Source organism: Pedobacter sp. HMWF019 (genome assembly GCF_003061025.1).
Classification (GTDB): Bacteria; Bacteroidota; Bacteroidia; order Sphingobacteriales; family Sphingobacteriaceae; genus Pedobacter.
The window spans coordinates 1-18,064 of sequence record NZ_QAIL01000361.1 but is presented as its reverse complement, the minus strand read 5'-3'; the positions used below and the strand labels follow the sequence as shown (position 1 = coordinate 18,064).

Genomic DNA, 18,064 nt, shown 5'->3' with positions numbered 1-18,064 from the left:
GCGAATGAGAGTGGAGAGGGTACCTTAAAGCGTTCCCTGTCCAGCTTTAATCTGGTGGCCCTGGGTGTTGGGGCCATTATTGGTGCGGGGCTTTTTTCCCTTACCGGTATTGCAGCGGCAGATAATGCCGGACCTGCTGTTATTCTTTCCTTCATCATAGCTGCAGTTGGCTGCGGTTTTGCAGGCCTTTGTTATGCGGAATTTGCCTCTATGATCCCTGTTGCAGGAAGTGCCTATACCTATTCTTATGCTACTATGGGAGAGTTTATGGCCTGGATCATTGGATGGGACCTGGTTCTGGAATACGCCCTCGGCTCGGCTACCGTAGCATCCAGCTGGTCGCAATATTTCTCTCAGTTCTTATTGGAGTTCGGGATTGAATTTCCCAGTAAACTCCTGCACGGACCATGGGAAGGTGGGATTGTAAATGTACCTGCCATCATTATTGTAACGCTGTTATCTCTGTTGCTTATGAAAGGGACTAAAGATTCTTCTTCTGTAAACAACATCCTGGTTATTGTAAAAGTTGCGGTTGTATTGATCTTTATAGCTTTGGGATGGAGCTTCATCAACCCAGCCAACCACCATCCTTTTATCCCACCTAATGCTGGTGAAGAAGCCGTAAAAGCAGGCACAAAAAGTTTCTTTGAATTTTTCTCCGGTCCGGACTTTGGACATTTCGGAATCAGTGGCGTTTTACGCGGAGCAGGAGTTGTATTTTTTGCTTTTATTGGTTTTGACGCGGTGAGTACAGCAGCACAGGAGGCTAAAAACCCACAAAAAGGTATGCCTATTGGTATCATTGGATCCTTAGTTGTATGTACCTTATTGTATGTATTGTTCTCCTATGTAATGACGGGATTGGAAAACTACACGAAATTTGTGGGCGATGCCAAACCAGTTGCTACTGCATTTGCACAAACCGGGTATACCTTTCTGAACCGCTTTTTAATGATTGCCATTCTTGCAGGTTATACCTCTGTTATCCTGGTTTTGCTATTAGGACAAAGCCGTGTATTCTATAGCATGAGTAAAGATGGTTTATTGCCAAAAGTATTTTCTGATCTCCACCCAAAAAACCAGACCCCATGGAAAACCAATCTGGTGTTTATGATTTTCGTAAGCATTTTCGCCGGGTTTGTTCCAGTATCAGATTTGGGCCATATGGTGAGTATAGGTACTTTGTTTGCCTTTTCCCTGGTTTGCATTGGCGTATTGATCTTAAGAAAAACTGACCCTGGACTGGAAAGACCATTCCGGACGCCATGGGTTCCATTAATTCCTATATTGGGTATTCTGGTTTGCGTGCTGATGATGGCTTCACTGCCTATCGTAAGCTGGGAACGTCTGGCCATATGGATGGCTTTGGGTATCATCATTTATTTCTCTTACAGTAAAAAACACAGTAAGATTAGAAATGAATACAGCCAAGGTTCTAAATCTTAAGTTTCTTTAAAAAATCAATATCATACAATTTAATCATCAAACTAAAATATGCTATTTAAAAAATCTATTCCACAACTGTTGGCTGAAGCAAATGAGAGTGGCGAGGGCACATTAAAACGTTCCCTGACCAGTTTCAACCTGGTGGCTTTAGGTGTTGGGGCAATCATAGGTGCAGGACTTTTTTCCCTTACTGGTATCGCTGCTGCAGATAATGCCGGACCAGCGGTTATTCTTTCGTTCATCATCGCTGCAGTAGGTTGTGGTTTTGCAGGGCTTTGCTATGCAGAATTTGCCTCAATGATTCCTGTTGCCGGGAGTGCCTATACCTATTCCTACGCCACCATGGGTGAATTCATGGCCTGGATCATTGGATGGGATTTAGTATTAGAATATGCACTGAGTGCAGCTACAGTCGCTTCCAGCTGGTCACAATATTTCTCTCAGTTTCTGTTGGAGTTCGGTATCGAATTTCCCAGTAGCCTGTTGCACGGCCCCTGGGAAGGCGGAATTGTAAATATCCCCGCTATTGTTATCGTTTGCCTGCTGTCATTGCTACTGATGAAAGGTACTAAAGATTCGTCTTTTGTGAACAATATCCTCGTAATTGTAAAAGTAGCAGTTGTATTGATCTTCATTGCCCTGGGCTGGGGTTTCATTAATTCTGCAAATCACCATCCCTTCATTCCACCTAATGCTGGTGAAGAGGCGGTAAGAGCAGGTACCCGTGGTTTCTTTGATTTCTTCTCCAGTGATGACTTTGGACATTTTGGAATTAGTGGTGTCCTTAGAGGTGCAGGTGTTGTTTTCTTCGCTTTTATTGGTTTCGATGCCGTAAGTACAGCGGCACAGGAAGCTAAAAATCCTCAAAAAGGCATGCCTGTCGGGATTATTGGTTCACTGGTGGTATGTACCATCTTATATGTACTCTTCGCTTATGTAATGACAGGGCTGGAGAATTACACCAAATTTGCAGGTGACGCCAAACCGGTTGCAACGGCGTTTGCACAAACTGGTTACACCTTCTTAAACCGTTTTTTAATGATTGCAATCCTTGCCGGTTACACCTCTGTAATCCTGGTGATGCTTCTTGGACAAAGCCGGGTATTTTACAGCATGAGTAAAGATGGCTTATTGCCAAAGATGTTTTCAGATCTTCACCATAAAAATCAAACACCGTGGAAAACCAATCTGATGTTTATGGTTTTTGTGAGTGTGTTTACAGGCTTTGTACCGGTTTCCGACTTAGGTCATATGGTAAGTATAGGTACACTGTTTGCCTTCTCCCTGGTTTGTATAGGGGTATTGATCCTGAGAAAAACAGAACCAAATCTGGAAAGGCCTTTTCGGACACCTTGGGTACCTTTGATTCCAATATTGGGGGTTATTGTCTGTGTATTGATGATGGCTTCATTACCTATTGTAAGCTGGGAGCGTTTGGCCATCTGGATGGCTATTGGTATTGCCATTTACTTTGCCTACAGCAAAAAACACAGTAAGATCAGAAATGCTGCACGATAGATTCTTTAAATCAAAATAAAAGAGGCCCCTGTAACCAGGGGCCTCTTTTATTTTATCAACATTTATTGCTTAGCTTTGTAGTCTAAATTCGCTGCTATGGAATTCAACCTACGCCAAATCCTCTCCACCTCTATGGTCTTGTTTGCCATCATTGACATTTTAGGTGCTATTCCTGTAGTGATTGAACTCCGCAGAAAAGCCGGACATATCCAGTCTGAAAAGGCGACCATTGTTGCCACAGTATTAATGATCATTTTCTTGTTTGCCGGAGAAACTTTACTAAAAGTAATTGGACTGGATGTGGAGTCCTTTGCCATTGCAGGTTCCTTTGTAATCTTCTTTATTGCTATGGAAATGGTGCTCGGCCTCACGATCTTTAAAGAAGGAGATGCTCCTGAAACTGTATCCATTGTGCCGCTGGCTTTTCCTTTAATTGCCGGCGCAGGAACAATGACCACCTTACTTTCCTTAAAAACAGAATACGCTACCCAAAATATTATTGCTGGGATTATGATCAATATGCTTTTCGTTTATTTTGTTCTGAAAAACACGGAAAGACTGGAAAAGCTATTTGGCAAATCCGGGCTCAATGTATTAAGAAAAGCATTTGGAATTATCTTACTGGCCATTGCTATTAAATTGTTCAGAAGTAATACCCACCTGTAACTTTTTCTGCAGGATTGCGTCTTATAGTTAAGCGATAAGTATATGAACAGCTTTGAACAATATACGTTGATTATTGGCCTGTTGGCCATCTGTATTGAAGCCTTGAGGCATCTGAAGGAAAGCGTGCGCCACTGGCTACACCCCCACCAACAAAACAAAAGGGATTAGTTCTTGATCAGCCTCGCAGCAAACATGGTATCGGCTTTATCCTGATAACCTTTGATGACCTCCATACGTTCCAGGCTCAGCCCCAGTTCCTTTTGCAGGTAATCCACCACATCTTCATTTTCCTGTCTAAAAACAGAGCAAGTGATGTAAATTAGAGGTTTCCCCTCTTTTAGGTATTTGACAACACCTGCAGCAATACTTTTTTGCAGTTTGTTAAAGTAAGCTATTTTATGCTCTTCGAATGTCGTCAGCATTTCCGGTGTCCGTCCCCAGGTACCAGAACCCGAACATGGTGCATCCAGAATGATCCCGTCAAAAGCATAGTGATGTAATTCCTGATCATTATTCTGAAGCAGGTCAAGTACTTTTTTCTGATATTTTTTCAATCCGGCCATTTGAAAACGTTCCTCCAGATTGCGCAGGCTATTTTCCCGTACATCACTCACCAACAATTCAATCTTTGGTTCCAGATCGTGTAACAACAGAGATTTTCCACCAGAAGCAGCACAACAGTCCCACCAGTAATCATATTTTTGAGGCTGGAAAAAGGCACCTGTTTTCTGAGAAGACAGATCTTGTACCTGATAGGATCCCTGGTTGGGTAATACCTGTTCCAGTTTAGTTCCGTTCGGAAGTCCAAATGTTTTCTCATCGATATCATGCACCGCTATATTCGCTTCCTTTAAGGCATTTAGGATCCCCAGAGATTGATTTTGCTGTATCCTGATGAACAAGTCCGGCTGGATAAAGAAAGACTGTAAGAAGGCTTCTTTATCAATCTCCCCAGAAAGTAACCCGAAAAAAGGGAATACGTCTTCAAGATGGAACGCAGGGTATAGGTCACCGACCAGCGCAAGTTTGGCCGGGACAGGAAGTTCTACTTGCTCGGCAAGGTGCGGCAAATATGCCTCAATCATCAAACTGCTGATGTTGTTACATAAAAAATCGGCAACAGCGAGACGCTGCAATGTATTTTCTGCAGGTAAAGCTTTACCAAGGCGATAAAAACTATAAATGTACCGGCTGGCCCAACGCCTGTCAGAAGAGCCCATTTGTTTATACTTTTTAAAATGTCCCACTAAAAACCGGTGCAGCGGCAAAGCGCCGTCATAGCTATTCAAGATCAGCTCAAAAGCTTTAATCTGGTGCTCTAATCTCATTCTATTATATTTAAATCGTAGTCCTTATACTTTAAAAGCATCAGGCTGGTATTGATATACCCATATTGAGGGTCATGGATAAAATTAAAGGAATTATGCAAACCCTTATATCGTTCTCTGGTTAAGTATTTCAGGAAACCTTCTCCATGTTCCGACAGTTGTTTTCCAAAGAAATAACCAATATCAAAGCCTTTAAAAGAATACTCACTTGGCTCAAAACTAAATGCCCTGCGGTACTTTTTTACAAAGTCTATCACTACAGGGCTCTTGTAATTTACCTTATAGGAAGAAGTGATTATCGTATTGAGCAGTTGTAGTTTTTCTGTCGTATAATTTTGCTTCACCCAGTCAGGATGACCAAAAAGATCAATATCAAACCCTGCTTTCTTCATTTTCACCAGTTTATCTATACTTGCCGCTACAAACTTCCGATCAGACGAACTCAGCATGACCACATATTTTTTAGTTTTCACAGCTTTTGTTTCCATGGTAAAAACAGAAGCATATTCTTCGAATTTAAATTTGCTGGCTTTTTGCGAAACAAAGTATTCCCTCAATGGTTCTCCCAGGGTTTCATCTCCATTCTTCCTGGTATTGATCAATATCACAGCCGTATTTGCCGGATCATATTTCCTGACAATAAAGTTGCCTATCTTCTTGGCATGAAGGTCTATATTATTAACTATGGAAATGAGGTTCGGGTTTCCAAACTCTGATGGCTGTGTAGCGGCCAATGGAGAAACAACTGGTAGCTGGTGGGCAATGGAATAGGCAGCCATTGCTTTAAGCCCATCCGGAAAGACCGGACCAATAATCAAATTGTTTTCCAATAAACTGCCGGTATTGAACAAGCGGTTCAGCTGATCATTGTCATCCCGGGTGTCATAAACATTCACCTTGAAATTTAAGCCTGCAGCAGCCGCAGAATCAATTCCCATTTTAAAGCCTTGATAGAAATCAATGGCCATGGCATATCGCTCTATATCGGCTTTATTTTCCGTTTTTGGCTTAAACTCGTTCAGTTTAAATGGAACAAGCAAAGAAATACTCGCCTGGGTAAATTTCCTGGTGGGTTTATCTTCTTCTTTTTTGACTTCGGCTGTAACTTTATTCTTATTGGGCCGTACCTTTTTCGAACAGGAAGAAAGGTACAGCCCAAGAAGGATCAATAGGAAATATTTACTCCCACTCAATCGTAGCCGGTGGTTTTGAACTAATATCATATACTACCCTATTTATTCCTTTTACTTTGTTAATGATTTCATTAGAAATTTTAGCGAGTATATTGTATGGAAGATGACACCAGTCGGCAGTCATTCCATCAACAGATTCTACAGCCCTGAGACAAATTACATTCTCATAGGTACGCTCATCTCCCATTACCCCAACAGATTGTACAGGTAAGAAGATGGCTCCGGCCTGCCAAACTTTATCGTAAAGACCGGCTTCTTTAAGGTTATTGATATAAATGGCATCAGCTTCCTGAAGGATAGCGACTTTGTCGGCTGTTACTTCTCCAAGGATCCTGATGGCAAGCCCCGGACCAGGGAAAGGATGGCGGCCAATAATAAAATCTTCCAGACCTAATGAACGCCCTACTCTTCTTACTTCATCCTTAAAGAGTGTATTTAATGGTTCTACTACCTTTAACTTCATAAAGTCTGGTAGTCCACCTACATTATGGTGTGATTTTATAGTTGCTGAAGGACCTTTAACAGAAACGGATTCGATCACATCGGGATAAATAGTCCCTTGCGCCAGCCATTTTACATCCTGTACCAAATGTGCTTCGTCGTCAAAAACTTCAATAAATACACGACCAATAGCCTTGCGTTTTAATTCCGGGTCTTTAATACCTGCCAGCTGACTTAAAAAACGGTCTTTGGCATCTACACCTTTGATGTTCAATCCCAAATGTTTGTATTGTTCCAGAACCGCATTATATTCTCCCTTACGAAGCAAACCATTATCAACAAAAATACAGTGCAGGTTTTTCCCGATAGCCTTGTGCAACAGGATTGCAGCAACACTGGAATCCACACCTCCGGAAAGGGCAAGTACAACCTTATCATTTCCTAATTTTGCCTGAAGGTCGGCTATAGTCGTTTCCACAAAGGCATCCGGTGTCCACTGCTGATGACATCCACAGATATCAACCAGGAAGTTTTGAAGCAATTGCTTGCCATCCAAACTGTGGGTTACCTCCGGGTGGAACTGAATTGCGTAAGTTTGGGTATTTTTAACCTGGAAGGCAGCAACTCTTACGCTGTCTGTACTGGCAATCAGCTCAAAATCCTCAGGAACAACAGTGATGGTATCTCCATGAGACATCCACACCTGAGAATCTGAGGAAATGTTTTTGAAAAGTGGATTTCCTTTAGCTACATAATTCAGATTTGCCCTTCCGTATTCCCTTGTAGAAGAAGCCTGAACTTCCCCTCCGGATTGCTGAGCAATGTATTGAGCACCATAACAAACAGCCAGTACTGGATAGTTTTTATGGAATCTGGACAGGTCGATTTGAGGAGCATCTTCCTGGCGTACCGAATAAGGACTACCGGAAAAGATAACACCTTTTACGTCTGATGAAAACTCTGGAATGTTATTGAAAGGATATATTTCGCAATAAACGTTTAATTCGCGAACTCTGCGTGCAATTAACTGTGTATATTGGGATCCAAAATCGAGAATTATGATTTTTTCTAGCATGGACACAAAGTTAGTATTTATTCACTTCTACACCGAATCTTTTTAAGAAATCAACCCCCTCATCGCTCGGAAGTCCTTTATACTCTGCATAAGAGTCTTTATAAACCACTACCTTGATGCCTGAAGAGAGAATTAAACGTGCGCAGGCAATGCAGGGGGACAATGTGGTATATAAAGTTCCACCTTCAATATTGGAACCATTCTTGGTAGCAAACAGGATGGCATTTTCTTCTGCATGCAATGCAAGAGAACAACTGCCCCTGGAGTCCCTGTCACAACCCGTTTCAGGCCATTCTTCATCACAGTTATGTGTGCCCGAAGGAGGGCCGTTATAGCCTATGGAGATGATCCGGGTATCTTTGGTTAAAACGGCGCCTACCTGGGCCCTGACACAATGTGAACGGGCAGACAGATCTGTGGCCAGGTGCATAAATATATCTTTAAATCCTTTCTTCATGGAACTGTTTTTCAATTAAACGGGATGCAAATATAGAGGAAAAAAAAATCCCTCCCTTATTTATTCAGGGAGGGATTTCTCTATCGTTTTATTCCTCTAGTGTCCGCCGGAAAGTTTCTTATCGAAACTGATGCCCTGCGACCTCAGGATCCCGCTTACTCTCCAGGCATAAAATGCCAGGTAAGAGAAACAGATAATACCTACAACATAACTGTACTGGATACCGGTGAATTCAGACACATAACCCTGAACCCAGCTGATGATACCACCACCCATGATCATCATGATCAGGAAGCTACTGCCCTGGCTGGTGTTTTTACCAAGTCCGCTTACTGCTAAAGTGAAGATACAAGGCCATAAGGTACTGCAGAACAATCCCACACTGGTAAAGGCATATACACTCACCATACCTTTGGTAAACATACCGATCAACAAAGCTGTAATCCCTATAAAAGAGAATATAAGGAGCATCCTGGCCGGATTTCCTTTACTCGCCATATCCGCAATGATCAATACCAGGATAATTAATCCATATACATAAAACGGCGCAAGGTCATGATGAAACATTGCATTCACGCCTAAGAAGATAGCAAAAGCCAAATAAGGGGCAATAAATCTTAATATTTTCTGGGTACCTACATTATCTGTAAAAGCCTCAACCGCGCCGGTCCATCTGCCAATCATCATACTTGCCCAATACAGAGATACATAGGGTGCAATATCTTTAATTGCAAATCCAAGATCTCTTTCCATATAAGCGGGAAGATTACTGGCAGTTGATACTTCGACACCTACATAAACAAAAATTGCAACCATTCCTAATACCAGTTGAGGGTATTTTAAAGCTGAGCCTTTCATACTTGAATCCTCTACTTTAGCCTCAACCAGGGTTGGCCTGTCGGGTAAAGAAGACAATTTCAGGAATATCGCCACCACAATAAAAGCAACGCCTAAAATCAGATAAGGAACTTTAACGCTTTCTATACTTACGTTTTCACTTGCACTGGACAAGGAACCAAAAATAGCAAAACTCACAATCAGAGGACCTATCGTTGTACCAAAATTGTTGATCCCTCCGGCAAGCGTTAAACGCTGTGACCCAGTTGTAATTGGACCTAAAGCGATAGCAAGCGGGTTGGCAACTGTTTGCTGCAGGGAGAACCCAAGGGCAACAATGAACAGACCAGACAACATCAGCGGAAAGGAGCCTAAGTTGGCCGCAGGATAGAACAATAAAGTTCCTACAGCAGAAATAACCAGACCTAATGCCAATGAATTTTTGTAACCGATCTTGTTAACAAGATCTTGTTTCATAAGAACCGAAACTGCATTATAGATTAATGAACCTACGGTATATGCAATGTAAAAGGCTAATGACACCCATTGACTTTGGCTTTGGGTAAGGTCAAAGGCTTTTTTGAAAACGGGAATTAAGATGTCATTACTGGCGGCTACAAAGCCCCAAAAAAAGAATACCGTGACGAGGGGTATGAACTGCCCCCATTTGGTCTGTGTTTGTTGTTCCATGTTTATGGTTAGTGAAAAGTTTTAAGCGCTAAACTTAAATAAAAATTGTTGTATACCAAAGTGTATTGTTTACACGCTAAAACTAGTAAAAAAAATAGGAGTATTTAAGGTATAAAATTGCATATTGCATAAAAATACGTTTAGGTTAGATGTTTGAAGCAATATTACAAGGGATAGGTGCAGGGATTTTGTTTTCGTTTTTAACGGGGCCTGTATTCTTCTCCATGATTAAAACGAGTATTGAGAAGGGATTTAAAGCGGGATTTTCTTTAGCCATTGGCGTTATACTAAGTGACATCGTATTCATCAGCGCCACCATTTTCAGTTCACAGTTTGTAAACTACAATTCAAAATACAATCAGTACATAGGTATTATTGGTGGCCTCTTCCTATTGGGTATTGGCCTGTATTATCTGATTAAGAAAGTAAAGGTCAATTACGAAATTGATGAAAAGATCAAAATCCGGAAACGGGGTTATATTATCAAAGGTTTCCTGATGTGCCTGCTGTCGCCAACCACCCTAATGTTCTGGATCATGGTTGGCGGAATTGTTTCTGTACAATTGCATTATGATATGAACGAGAAGATCGTCTTCTTTATCATTGCTATGGCTACACAACTTTCCATGGATTCCATAAAAACCTATTATGCAGCAAAACTGAGGTACAAGATTAAAGAAAAATCTATCCAGACCCTAAACCGCATAGCCGGAGGGGTGATCATTATCTTTGCCATCAGGTTGTTTGTTGAAGTCATCCTAAAATATTACAGATAAAAAAAGCCCTTGCCTGATTTCAGGCAAGGGCTTTTTTTATCTGTTAAAACACTTAGTAAGCTCTCTGGTTACTTCCTTCTTTCCAGTTTACAAATGCTTTGTTTACTACTTTATTTCCTCCCGGGGTCGGGTAATTTCCAGAGAAATACCAGTCGCCAGTGTGATTTGGACAAGCAATATGTAAGTTATCCAGCGTTTGGTAGATCACCTCTACTTCAGCAACTGTATCCTTCGGTGTAATGATCTTCGTTATCTGCGCAGAGATTTCTTCCTGTGTAAAAGGACGATAGATATCCTTTACGTGATTTACAATCTCTTCTTTAGGCAACAATAGCGAAGCTTTACATTTATCATAAACTTCTTCAATAATATGCTTTAAGCCTCTTTCATGTAGCAGTTGTATTGCAGCTTCAAAAGCAACGAACTGTCCCATCTTAGACATATCGATACCATAGCAATCCGGATAACGGATCTGTGGCGCTGAAGAAACAATGATGATCTTTTTAGGGTGAAGCCTGTCGATGATCTTGATAATACTCTGTTTAAGTGTAGTTCCCCTTACAATAGAGTCATCTACGGCCACCAGTGTATCTGTATGATTTTTGATCACCCCATAAGTGGTATCGTACACGTGTGCTACCATATCCTGACGATCAGCGTCCTGTGTAATAAATGTTCTCAACTTAACATCTTTGATGGCCAGTTTTTCCACCCTCGGGCTCAAAGACAAGAGTTCATCCAGTTCCTGGTCATTCATCAATTCCTTTCGTCCAAGCAAAGCATCTTTCTGCAACTGACGGATATGGCCATGAATTCCCTCCACCATTCCATAAAAAGAAACTTCGGCTGTATTAGGGATAAAAGAGAATACGGTATTTTTAAGGTCGCCATCTACCGCTTTTAAGATTTGTTTGCAAAGCAGGCTTCCAAGGTGTTTTCTTTCTTTATAGATATCTGCATCTGATCCTCTTGAAAAGTAAATCCTTTCAAAAGAACAGGCTCTTTTTTCCAGGGGCTCCCTGAACATTTCCTGAGTTACCGTTCCGTCTTTTTTTACGATCAATGCATGTCCGGGCTCAATTTCTTTAACATCTTTAAACGCAATATTAAAAGCCGTTTGTATCGCCGGGCGCTCTGAAGCTGCAACAACAATCTCATCATCAACATAGTAAAATGCAGGACGGATACCAGCTGGATCACGCATAAAGAAAGCATCTCCGTTTCCAACTATTCCTGAAATGGCATATCCCCCATCCCATGTTTTCGCAGAGCGGCGAAGTATATTGGCAATATTTAATCCATCAGATATTTTGTGCGTAATCTCTACGTTATCAAATCCTTCTTTTTTATACGCATCAAATAATTCCTGGTTTTCATCATCTAAAAAGTGTCCGATCTTTTCCAGTACAGTAACAGTGTCTGCTTTTTCCTTTGGATGTTGTCCAAGCTCATACAATTGCTCCAGTAATTCATCTACATTGGTCATATTGAAATTACCGGCAATAACCAGGTTCCTTGTCATCCAGTTGTTCTGACGTAAAAACGGGTGGCAATTCTCTATGCTGTTTTGTCCGTGTGTACCATAACGAAGGTGTCCCATCAGCACCTCCCCGATAAAGCTGACATTTGCTTTCAGCCACTCTGTGTCTTTCATCAGTTCCGGTGTTTCGTTCTGAATGTCCACAAACTTGCTTTGTACATATCCAAAGATATCTGCAACTGCATTCTGCGCCATGGAACGATAACGGCTGATGTACCGATGACCTGGTTTTACGTCCAGTTTGATGGTTGCAATACCTGCACCGTCCTGACCACGGTTGTGTTGTTTTTCCATCAGCAGGTACAGCTTATTTAAACCGTATAAGGCTGTTCCATACTTTTCCTGATAATAAGATAGGGGTTTCAAAAGACGGATAAAAGCAATTCCGCACTCGTGTTTTATCTGGTCACTCATTGATGTGTGTTTTGAGCCGCAAATTTACCGTTTATAAAACTCAGAACCTAGAAAGAAGTAGAATCTTTCGCCGGATTTACTATTCTCTGACTAACAGCTAAATACGGCCCACAAAGCAAGCCCTAACGCAGAAGATGCACTTGTTTTGACTGTACTGTTTGTTCAAAAAATAAAGATGCGTTCGTATCAAAAACAGTAGTGTCCCCAGAGGTATAGAATAACCGTTGCCCTTGTTGCCCGATTTTATCAACGATTTCAGGATGGTTACGCAGGTATTGTGCCAGACTCGCAGAAACGATCTCACCCTGCGAAATCAGGGAGATCTCCTTAGGAAGTAATCGTTCAAGTTTTGGAATCAGCAAAGGATAATGTGTGCATGCCAAAAGAATACAGTCCAAATCCGGTGCGTTGCCCAGCAGTTCCTCCAGATATTTACGGATAAAATGATCAGCCCCGGATGTCAGGTGTTCATTATTTTCTATCAGTGGAACCAGCATTGGACAACTTTGCTGTACAACCTTTAGCTGAGGATAGAATTTTTCGATCTCAATAGGATAAGAATTTGAATTCACCGTACCACGGGTTCCCATCACTCCAATCGTATTGCTTTTGGTGTAATTGCCAATCACTTCTGCCGTTGGGCGGATCACCCCAAGCACCCTGTGGTTAGGATATTTTATTGGAAGTACTTTTTGCTGTATAGTGCGCAGGGCTTTGGCAGAAGCCGTATTACAAGCCAGAATCACCAAAGGACAGCCCTGGGCAAAAAGCCATTCTACGCATTCAAGCGTATATTCATAAACGGTTTCAAAAGAATGATCTCCATAGGGTGCACGTGCATTGTCTCCAAGATAGATATAGTTATATTCAGGGAGCTCCTTTATAATGGATTTAAAAACCGTTAAGCCTCCATAACCGGAGTCAAATACCCCTATTGAATTTGTTTTGTTCATGTTAAAAAAAACGGACCTGAGGAATATTCCTCAGGTCCGCCAATTTAAATATTTTTCATCAGAGCGTAATGCTTTTTATCGGTGATGAAGCGATCATGAGTTTCCACTCCTGATGGTTGATTCGATTATTTTTTTGGAGCAGCTGGAACAGCTGAAGCAGAAATACCTAATTTAGTTTTAACTGCGGCAGTAACATCATCACCACCTTCAGAATACAATAAATTGTTGGCACCTTGCTGAGAAGCAATATCGAACACATAAGCCAAACCTTTTTCCTTAGCTACAGATTTAACCGCAGTTTCAAATTTCTGGTTAATTGGAACAAACAATTCACCTTGTTTAGTAGCAACATCTTGTTGAGCTTTTGCACGTGCATCGTTAATGCGTTTTTCCATTCCCTGTAACTCTTCACCCATAGTTTGAAGTTCTTTAGTTACAACATCTTTATTCGCTTCACTTAAGGTTTTTTGTTTCGCTATAGCAGCCTCATACTTTGTCTGGTACTCTGTCTGCATCTTAGTGATTTCATCCTGTTTAGTTTTAGCAAGAGTTTCAAGTGTACTTTGCGCAGCTTTTGCTTCAGGCATAACAGCGAATATTGCCTCTGAATTTAAGTGCCCTATCTTTTGTTGTGCATTTGCTACATTAGCCGTAAACAACAATCCCGCCGCTACAAAGAATACATTAATTAACTTTCTCATTTCTATTTTTCCTTAATAATTGTTTTAAATTTTATGTTTGTGTGTTATTTGATAACCGTTCCTGGTTTATAACCAAGTTTGATAATAATGTCGTTGCTCAGATCATAACTACTGCTGGCATAGATCATCATCGTTGCTTCACTGCTTTTGTCAAAAACAAAATCAATGTATTTACTTTTAGCCAGATCCGCAACTGTTTTAGTAACTTTCTCCTGGATAGGTTTTAAAAGTTTAGCTCTTGACTGAAAAAGATCTCCGTCCGGACCAAACTTCTGACGCTGGAAATCCTTGGCTGCTTTTTCCTTTTCAATAATTTCGTTTTCTCTTCTCTTGCGCATATCGTCTGTAAGTAACACCTGATCTGCCTGATAAGATTTATACATTTTATCAATCTGGGTGAAATTATTATCCACCTGTTGCTGCCATTGCTGAGATAAAACATTCAGCTGGTTTAAGGCCGATTTATACTCTGGCAAATGCTTGAGTATATATTCCGTATCCACATAAGCAAACTTCTGTGCAAAGGCACCAACACCGGTGAAAAGCAAGAAGCATATTAAAACATATTTCTTCATAAAATTATTATTGAAATCCTCCCAATTGCTGTGCGATACTGAAAGTGAAGTTTTGTCTACCGTTATCCTGTACTCCAGGAATCTTGTCAAACGCATGTCCATAATCAATACCTAACATCCCAAATATCGGTAAAAATATCCGAGCTCCAATACCTGCAGACCTTCTTATGTTAAAAGGATTGTAGTCACTGAATTTGTTCCAGGTGTTACCACCCTCAGCAAAGCCCACAATATAAGCAGTTGCCTGCTGACTTGCAATAACCGGGTATCTTAATTCCAACACATACTTTGTAAAAATTGGGCTACCTGAATTTTGTGCGATAGTTGGGTTAGAACCAACAGGGATTACAGCGTTATTTGCATATCCACGCATTTTAATAATCTCTGATCCCTGCAGGAAGTCAAAGCCCTGCATACCATCTCCCCCTAATTTGAAACGCTCGAATGCAGATTGTCCAACCGCCTTATTGTATTCACCAAGGAAACCAAATTGGGCTTGAGACATCAAAATCAGCTTACCTGCAATTCTTTCAAACCACTGGCCTTCAAATTTCCATTTATGGTATTCCGTAAATCTGTAACGTTGTTTGTCTGATGCGGTTGCATAGTTAACATTATTCAGTAAAGAATACGGAGGCGTTGCCTGAACTGTAAAACGGAAATAAGATCCTGCAGTTGGGAATATAGGGGAATCCCTTGAATCCCTGCTCAGCTCTTGCGTTAAGTTAAAGTTATAGGAAGTACCCGTACTAAATTTGTAACCTGGATAATTGTTCAGAATATATTGTTGTATGTTAATAGAGTGTGTCAACTGGAAATAGTTATCTGGCCAGTTTAGCCTTCTACCCAAACTTACAGTTACCCCATTTAAGCGAATTTTAGAATATTGAGGACTGGATTCATCTACACCATAAATCCCGGTTCCACCGTTTGAAGAAAGGGAAGTAAAAGCACTTAATCCAAAACTCACTGGTTTTTTACCACCTAACCATGGTTCTGTGAACGAGAAGCTATATGACTGGTATTGTTTACCATTGGTTTGCCCACGTAAGCTTAACTTCTGCCCGTCTCCTTTTGGAAGCGGCTTGTAAGCTTTTAGGTTAAACAAGTTTCTTAAAGAAAAGTTATTGAAAGTCAATCCCAGTGTACCGATGATACGTCCACCACCAAAACCTCCTGACAATTCAATCTGATCTGATGGTTTTTCTTCCACAGCATATTCTATATCAACTGTTCCGTCTGCAGGATTTGGTTTTGGAGTAGGTACAGTTTTAGACTCATCAAAATTACCCAGCTGCCCAATCTCCCTAACCGTTCTCACCAATTGTTCTTTTGAAAATTTCTCTCCTGGTCTGGTTCTAACATCCCTCAGTACAACCCGGTCATTGGTAATGGTATTTCCTTTTACCGTAATACGGTTATTTGTATACTGAGGTCCTTCGTAAATACGCATTTCCAGATCAACGGTATCACCGTGAATTTTTGTTTGTACCGGATCAACATTAAAAGTCAGATAACCATCATTCAAATAGATGCTGGAAACATCATCACTATTTCCAGTTCCTCTTAATCTTTTTTCCAGTTTTTCTTCACTGAATACCTCACCTTTTTCAATGCTCAGTACTTTTTCCAAAAGTTTGGTTTCATATTTTGCATTTCCAACCCAGGTGATGTTACCGAAGTAGTATTTAGGTCCTTCAAAAATGTCTATCTTAATCCCTACTGCTTTATCGCTGTACTGGTAAATGCTGTCTTTTACAATAGCTGCATCACGATAGCCTCGCTCCTGCATTTTACCAATGAGCTTCAGTTTATCTTCTTCGTATTTTGTCTTGTTAAACTTTCCAGAACCAAAGATCTTATAAAATGCCTGTTGCTTCGTCTTCTTTAAAAACTTACGCAGCTTGGCATCGCTAAAAACTTTATTACCTTCAAAGTTGATCTCATGCACCTTTACCTTACGGCCTTTCTCTACGTCTACCACCAGGATCACATTATTTTCCTGCGTAGGATCCGGCTTGGTTTTATAATTCACTTTAGTGAAAAAATAGCCTTTTTCAGAAAGGAATTTGGTGATGGTACCTGTGGTAGTATTGTACAGGTTTTCATTCACAACTGTCTTCCCGGTTTTGGCATTCAGCTTTTCCATGATATCGGTTTTTTGAGACTTGCTTAAACCAACAAGCTCAAAAGAACTTAAACGCGGACGCTCAACAACCTCAATCTCAAAGTATACCGTATCCAGGTCAAGTTTGGTAATATCCAATTTAATATCATCAAACAAGCCTTGCGCCCAAAGATTTTTAATCGCATTACCAGTAGCCTCACCTGGAAGTGTAATGTGCTCTCCTTTGATCAGTTTGGACAAGGTGATAATTACATCCTTATCCAGATATTTCGCTCCGGTTAATGTTGTACCTCCAATAACATACTCTTTTGGATTAAAGTAGTCCATATCCAATCCACTGACTTTCAATGAAGGTGTTGCAGGATTGGAAGGGCGTGTGATCTGTGCCATTGTTGGTAACCCGAACAATAACAATAATATAAGTTGGTATATTCTTTTCATTTACAATCTAAAATCGTCGCTAAGTTAATTTAAACACATGTTAAAAAGTGTTAAAAGTAAAATTAGTTCAATTGCTCACTAATTTTACCAAAGCGTCTTTCGCGTTTCTGGTAGTCTACAATAGCTTCAAACAGGTCTTCCCGCCTGAAGTCGGGCCATAAGGTTTCTGTAAAATATAATTCGGTGTAGGCCATCTGCCACAGTAAAAAATTACTGATCCTGTGTTCGCCACTTGTCCGGATCATCAGTTCCGGATCAGGAATATTATATGTACTTAACTGAGAAGAAAAATTATCTTCCGTTATATCTTCAATTCCAATCTCTTTATCCAGTACTTTTTGGGCCAGTTTTTTTGCTGCATCTACAATTTCCCATTTCGCACTATAGCTTAAGGCAATGGTCAAAGTGCAGCGCGTATTGTGTGCTGTTTTTTCCATGGCATCCTTCAGGTCATCGATACATTTCTGAGGCAATGACGAAGTATCCCCGATGGCATTCAGCCTGATATTATTTGCGGTAAGTCTTGGTGTTTCCTGATTAATGGTAGAAATGAAAATCTCCATGAGTGCATTAACCTCCTCCACAGGACGGTTCCAGTTTTCTTTGGAAAAGGCATAGATCGTTAGGTATTTAACCCCAATATCTGCACATCCTTCTACAATATCCTTCACAGATAATACCCCATTTTCATGACCGAAAACCCTGAATTTACCCTGATTTTTTGCCCATCTGCCGTTACCATCCATTATAATTGCAATGTGTTCAGGTAAACGCGTAAGGTCAATTTGTTCTTTAAATCCCATCTAACTATATGAAAATGATCCCCAAAAGTCTAACATTTTTGGGACACAAAGGTAAAATTTTCTATGATTATTAGTCTATTTA

The 18,064-nt window shown here is 40.7% G+C and carries 15 protein-coding genes; 4 read left to right on the top strand and 11 right to left on the bottom strand.

Translation table 11 applies throughout. The annotated features are described in order from the left end of the window. From DBR11_RS19845 to DBR11_RS19835, 3 genes are all read left to right on the top strand, one after another. A partial coding sequence (locus tag DBR11_RS19845; protein ID WP_108554363.1) for an amino acid permease occupies positions 1-1,446 on the top strand: 1,446 nt, incomplete at its 5' end. A 48-nt stretch (positions 1,447-1,494) separates the two neighbouring features. Further along, the gene (locus tag DBR11_RS19840; protein WP_108554362.1) at positions 1,495-2,964 is read left to right on the top strand and encodes an amino acid permease; all 1,470 of its coding nucleotides are present in this window, start codon (positions 1,495-1,497) and stop codon (positions 2,962-2,964) included. Between the two features lie 96 nt (positions 2,965-3,060). Continuing rightward, positions 3,061-3,630: a MarC family protein gene (locus DBR11_RS19835; RefSeq protein ID WP_108554361.1), complete on the top strand. Its 570-nt coding sequence runs from the start codon at positions 3,061-3,063 to the stop codon at positions 3,628-3,630. Positions 3,631-3,794: 164 nt separating this feature from the next. Here DBR11_RS19835 and DBR11_RS19830 read toward each other — a convergent pair whose 3' ends face one another. From DBR11_RS19830 to DBR11_RS19810, 5 genes are all read right to left on the bottom strand, one after another. Continuing rightward, complete coding sequence (locus DBR11_RS19830) at positions 3,795-4,958, bottom strand: RNA methyltransferase (protein ID WP_108554360.1); 1,164 nt, start codon at positions 4,956-4,958, stop codon at positions 3,795-3,797. Next, positions 4,955-6,181: an ABC transporter substrate-binding protein gene (locus tag DBR11_RS19825; RefSeq protein ID WP_108554359.1), complete on the bottom strand. Its 1,227-nt coding sequence runs from the start codon at positions 6,179-6,181 to the stop codon at positions 4,955-4,957. The genes DBR11_RS19830 and DBR11_RS19825 overlap by 4 nt, the downstream gene beginning before the upstream one ends. After that, positions 6,138-7,667: a glutamine-hydrolyzing GMP synthase gene (guaA, locus tag DBR11_RS19820; RefSeq protein ID WP_108554358.1), complete on the bottom strand. Its 1,530-nt coding sequence runs from the start codon at positions 7,665-7,667 to the stop codon at positions 6,138-6,140. The genes DBR11_RS19825 and guaA overlap by 44 nt, the downstream gene beginning before the upstream one ends. Positions 7,668-7,677: 10 nt before the next feature. After that, positions 7,678-8,124, bottom strand: a complete 447-nt coding sequence (locus DBR11_RS19815) for a dCMP deaminase family protein (RefSeq protein ID WP_108554357.1) — start codon at positions 8,122-8,124, stop codon at positions 7,678-7,680. Positions 8,125-8,220: 96 nt separating this feature from the next. Beyond that, positions 8,221-9,651: an MFS transporter gene (locus tag DBR11_RS19810; protein WP_108554356.1), complete on the bottom strand. Its 1,431-nt coding sequence runs from the start codon at positions 9,649-9,651 to the stop codon at positions 8,221-8,223. Positions 9,652-9,800: 149 nt separating this feature from the next. On the opposite strand from DBR11_RS19810, the gene DBR11_RS19805 reads away from it, so the two are divergent. After that, positions 9,801-10,427 (top strand): LysE family translocator, encoded by a 627-nt coding sequence (locus tag DBR11_RS19805; protein WP_108554355.1) that lies wholly within the window; start codon positions 9,801-9,803, stop codon positions 10,425-10,427. Positions 10,428-10,479: 52 nt separating this feature from the next. On the opposite strand, the gene DBR11_RS19800 is transcribed toward DBR11_RS19805, so the two are convergent. From DBR11_RS19800 to DBR11_RS19775, 6 genes are all read right to left on the bottom strand, one after another. After that, complete coding sequence (locus DBR11_RS19800; RefSeq protein ID WP_108554354.1) at positions 10,480-12,381, bottom strand: class II glutamine amidotransferase; 1,902 nt, start codon at positions 12,379-12,381, stop codon at positions 10,480-10,482. A gap of 122 nt (positions 12,382-12,503) precedes the next feature. Beyond that, a complete protein-coding gene (murI, locus tag DBR11_RS19795; RefSeq protein WP_108554353.1) occupies positions 12,504-13,334 on the bottom strand; it encodes a glutamate racemase in 831 nt (276 codons plus the stop codon). Between the two features lie 125 nt (positions 13,335-13,459). Next, entirely contained in the window at positions 13,460-14,035 is a 576-nt protein-coding gene (locus DBR11_RS19790) for an OmpH family outer membrane protein (RefSeq protein ID WP_108554352.1), read from the bottom strand. Positions 14,036-14,079: 44 nt separating this feature from the next. Beyond that, the gene (locus DBR11_RS19785) at positions 14,080-14,610 is read right to left on the bottom strand and encodes an OmpH family outer membrane protein (protein ID WP_108554351.1); all 531 of its coding nucleotides are present in this window, start codon (positions 14,608-14,610) and stop codon (positions 14,080-14,082) included. A 7-nt stretch (positions 14,611-14,617) separates the two neighbouring features. Next, a complete protein-coding gene (bamA, locus tag DBR11_RS19780; RefSeq protein ID WP_108554350.1) occupies positions 14,618-17,128 on the bottom strand; it encodes an outer membrane protein assembly factor BamA in 2,511 nt (836 codons plus the stop codon). Positions 17,129-17,241: 113 nt separating this feature from the next. Then, positions 17,242-17,982 (bottom strand): isoprenyl transferase, encoded by a 741-nt coding sequence (locus tag DBR11_RS19775; protein ID WP_108554349.1) that lies wholly within the window; start codon positions 17,980-17,982, stop codon positions 17,242-17,244. Between the last annotated feature and the right edge of the window lie 82 nt (positions 17,983-18,064).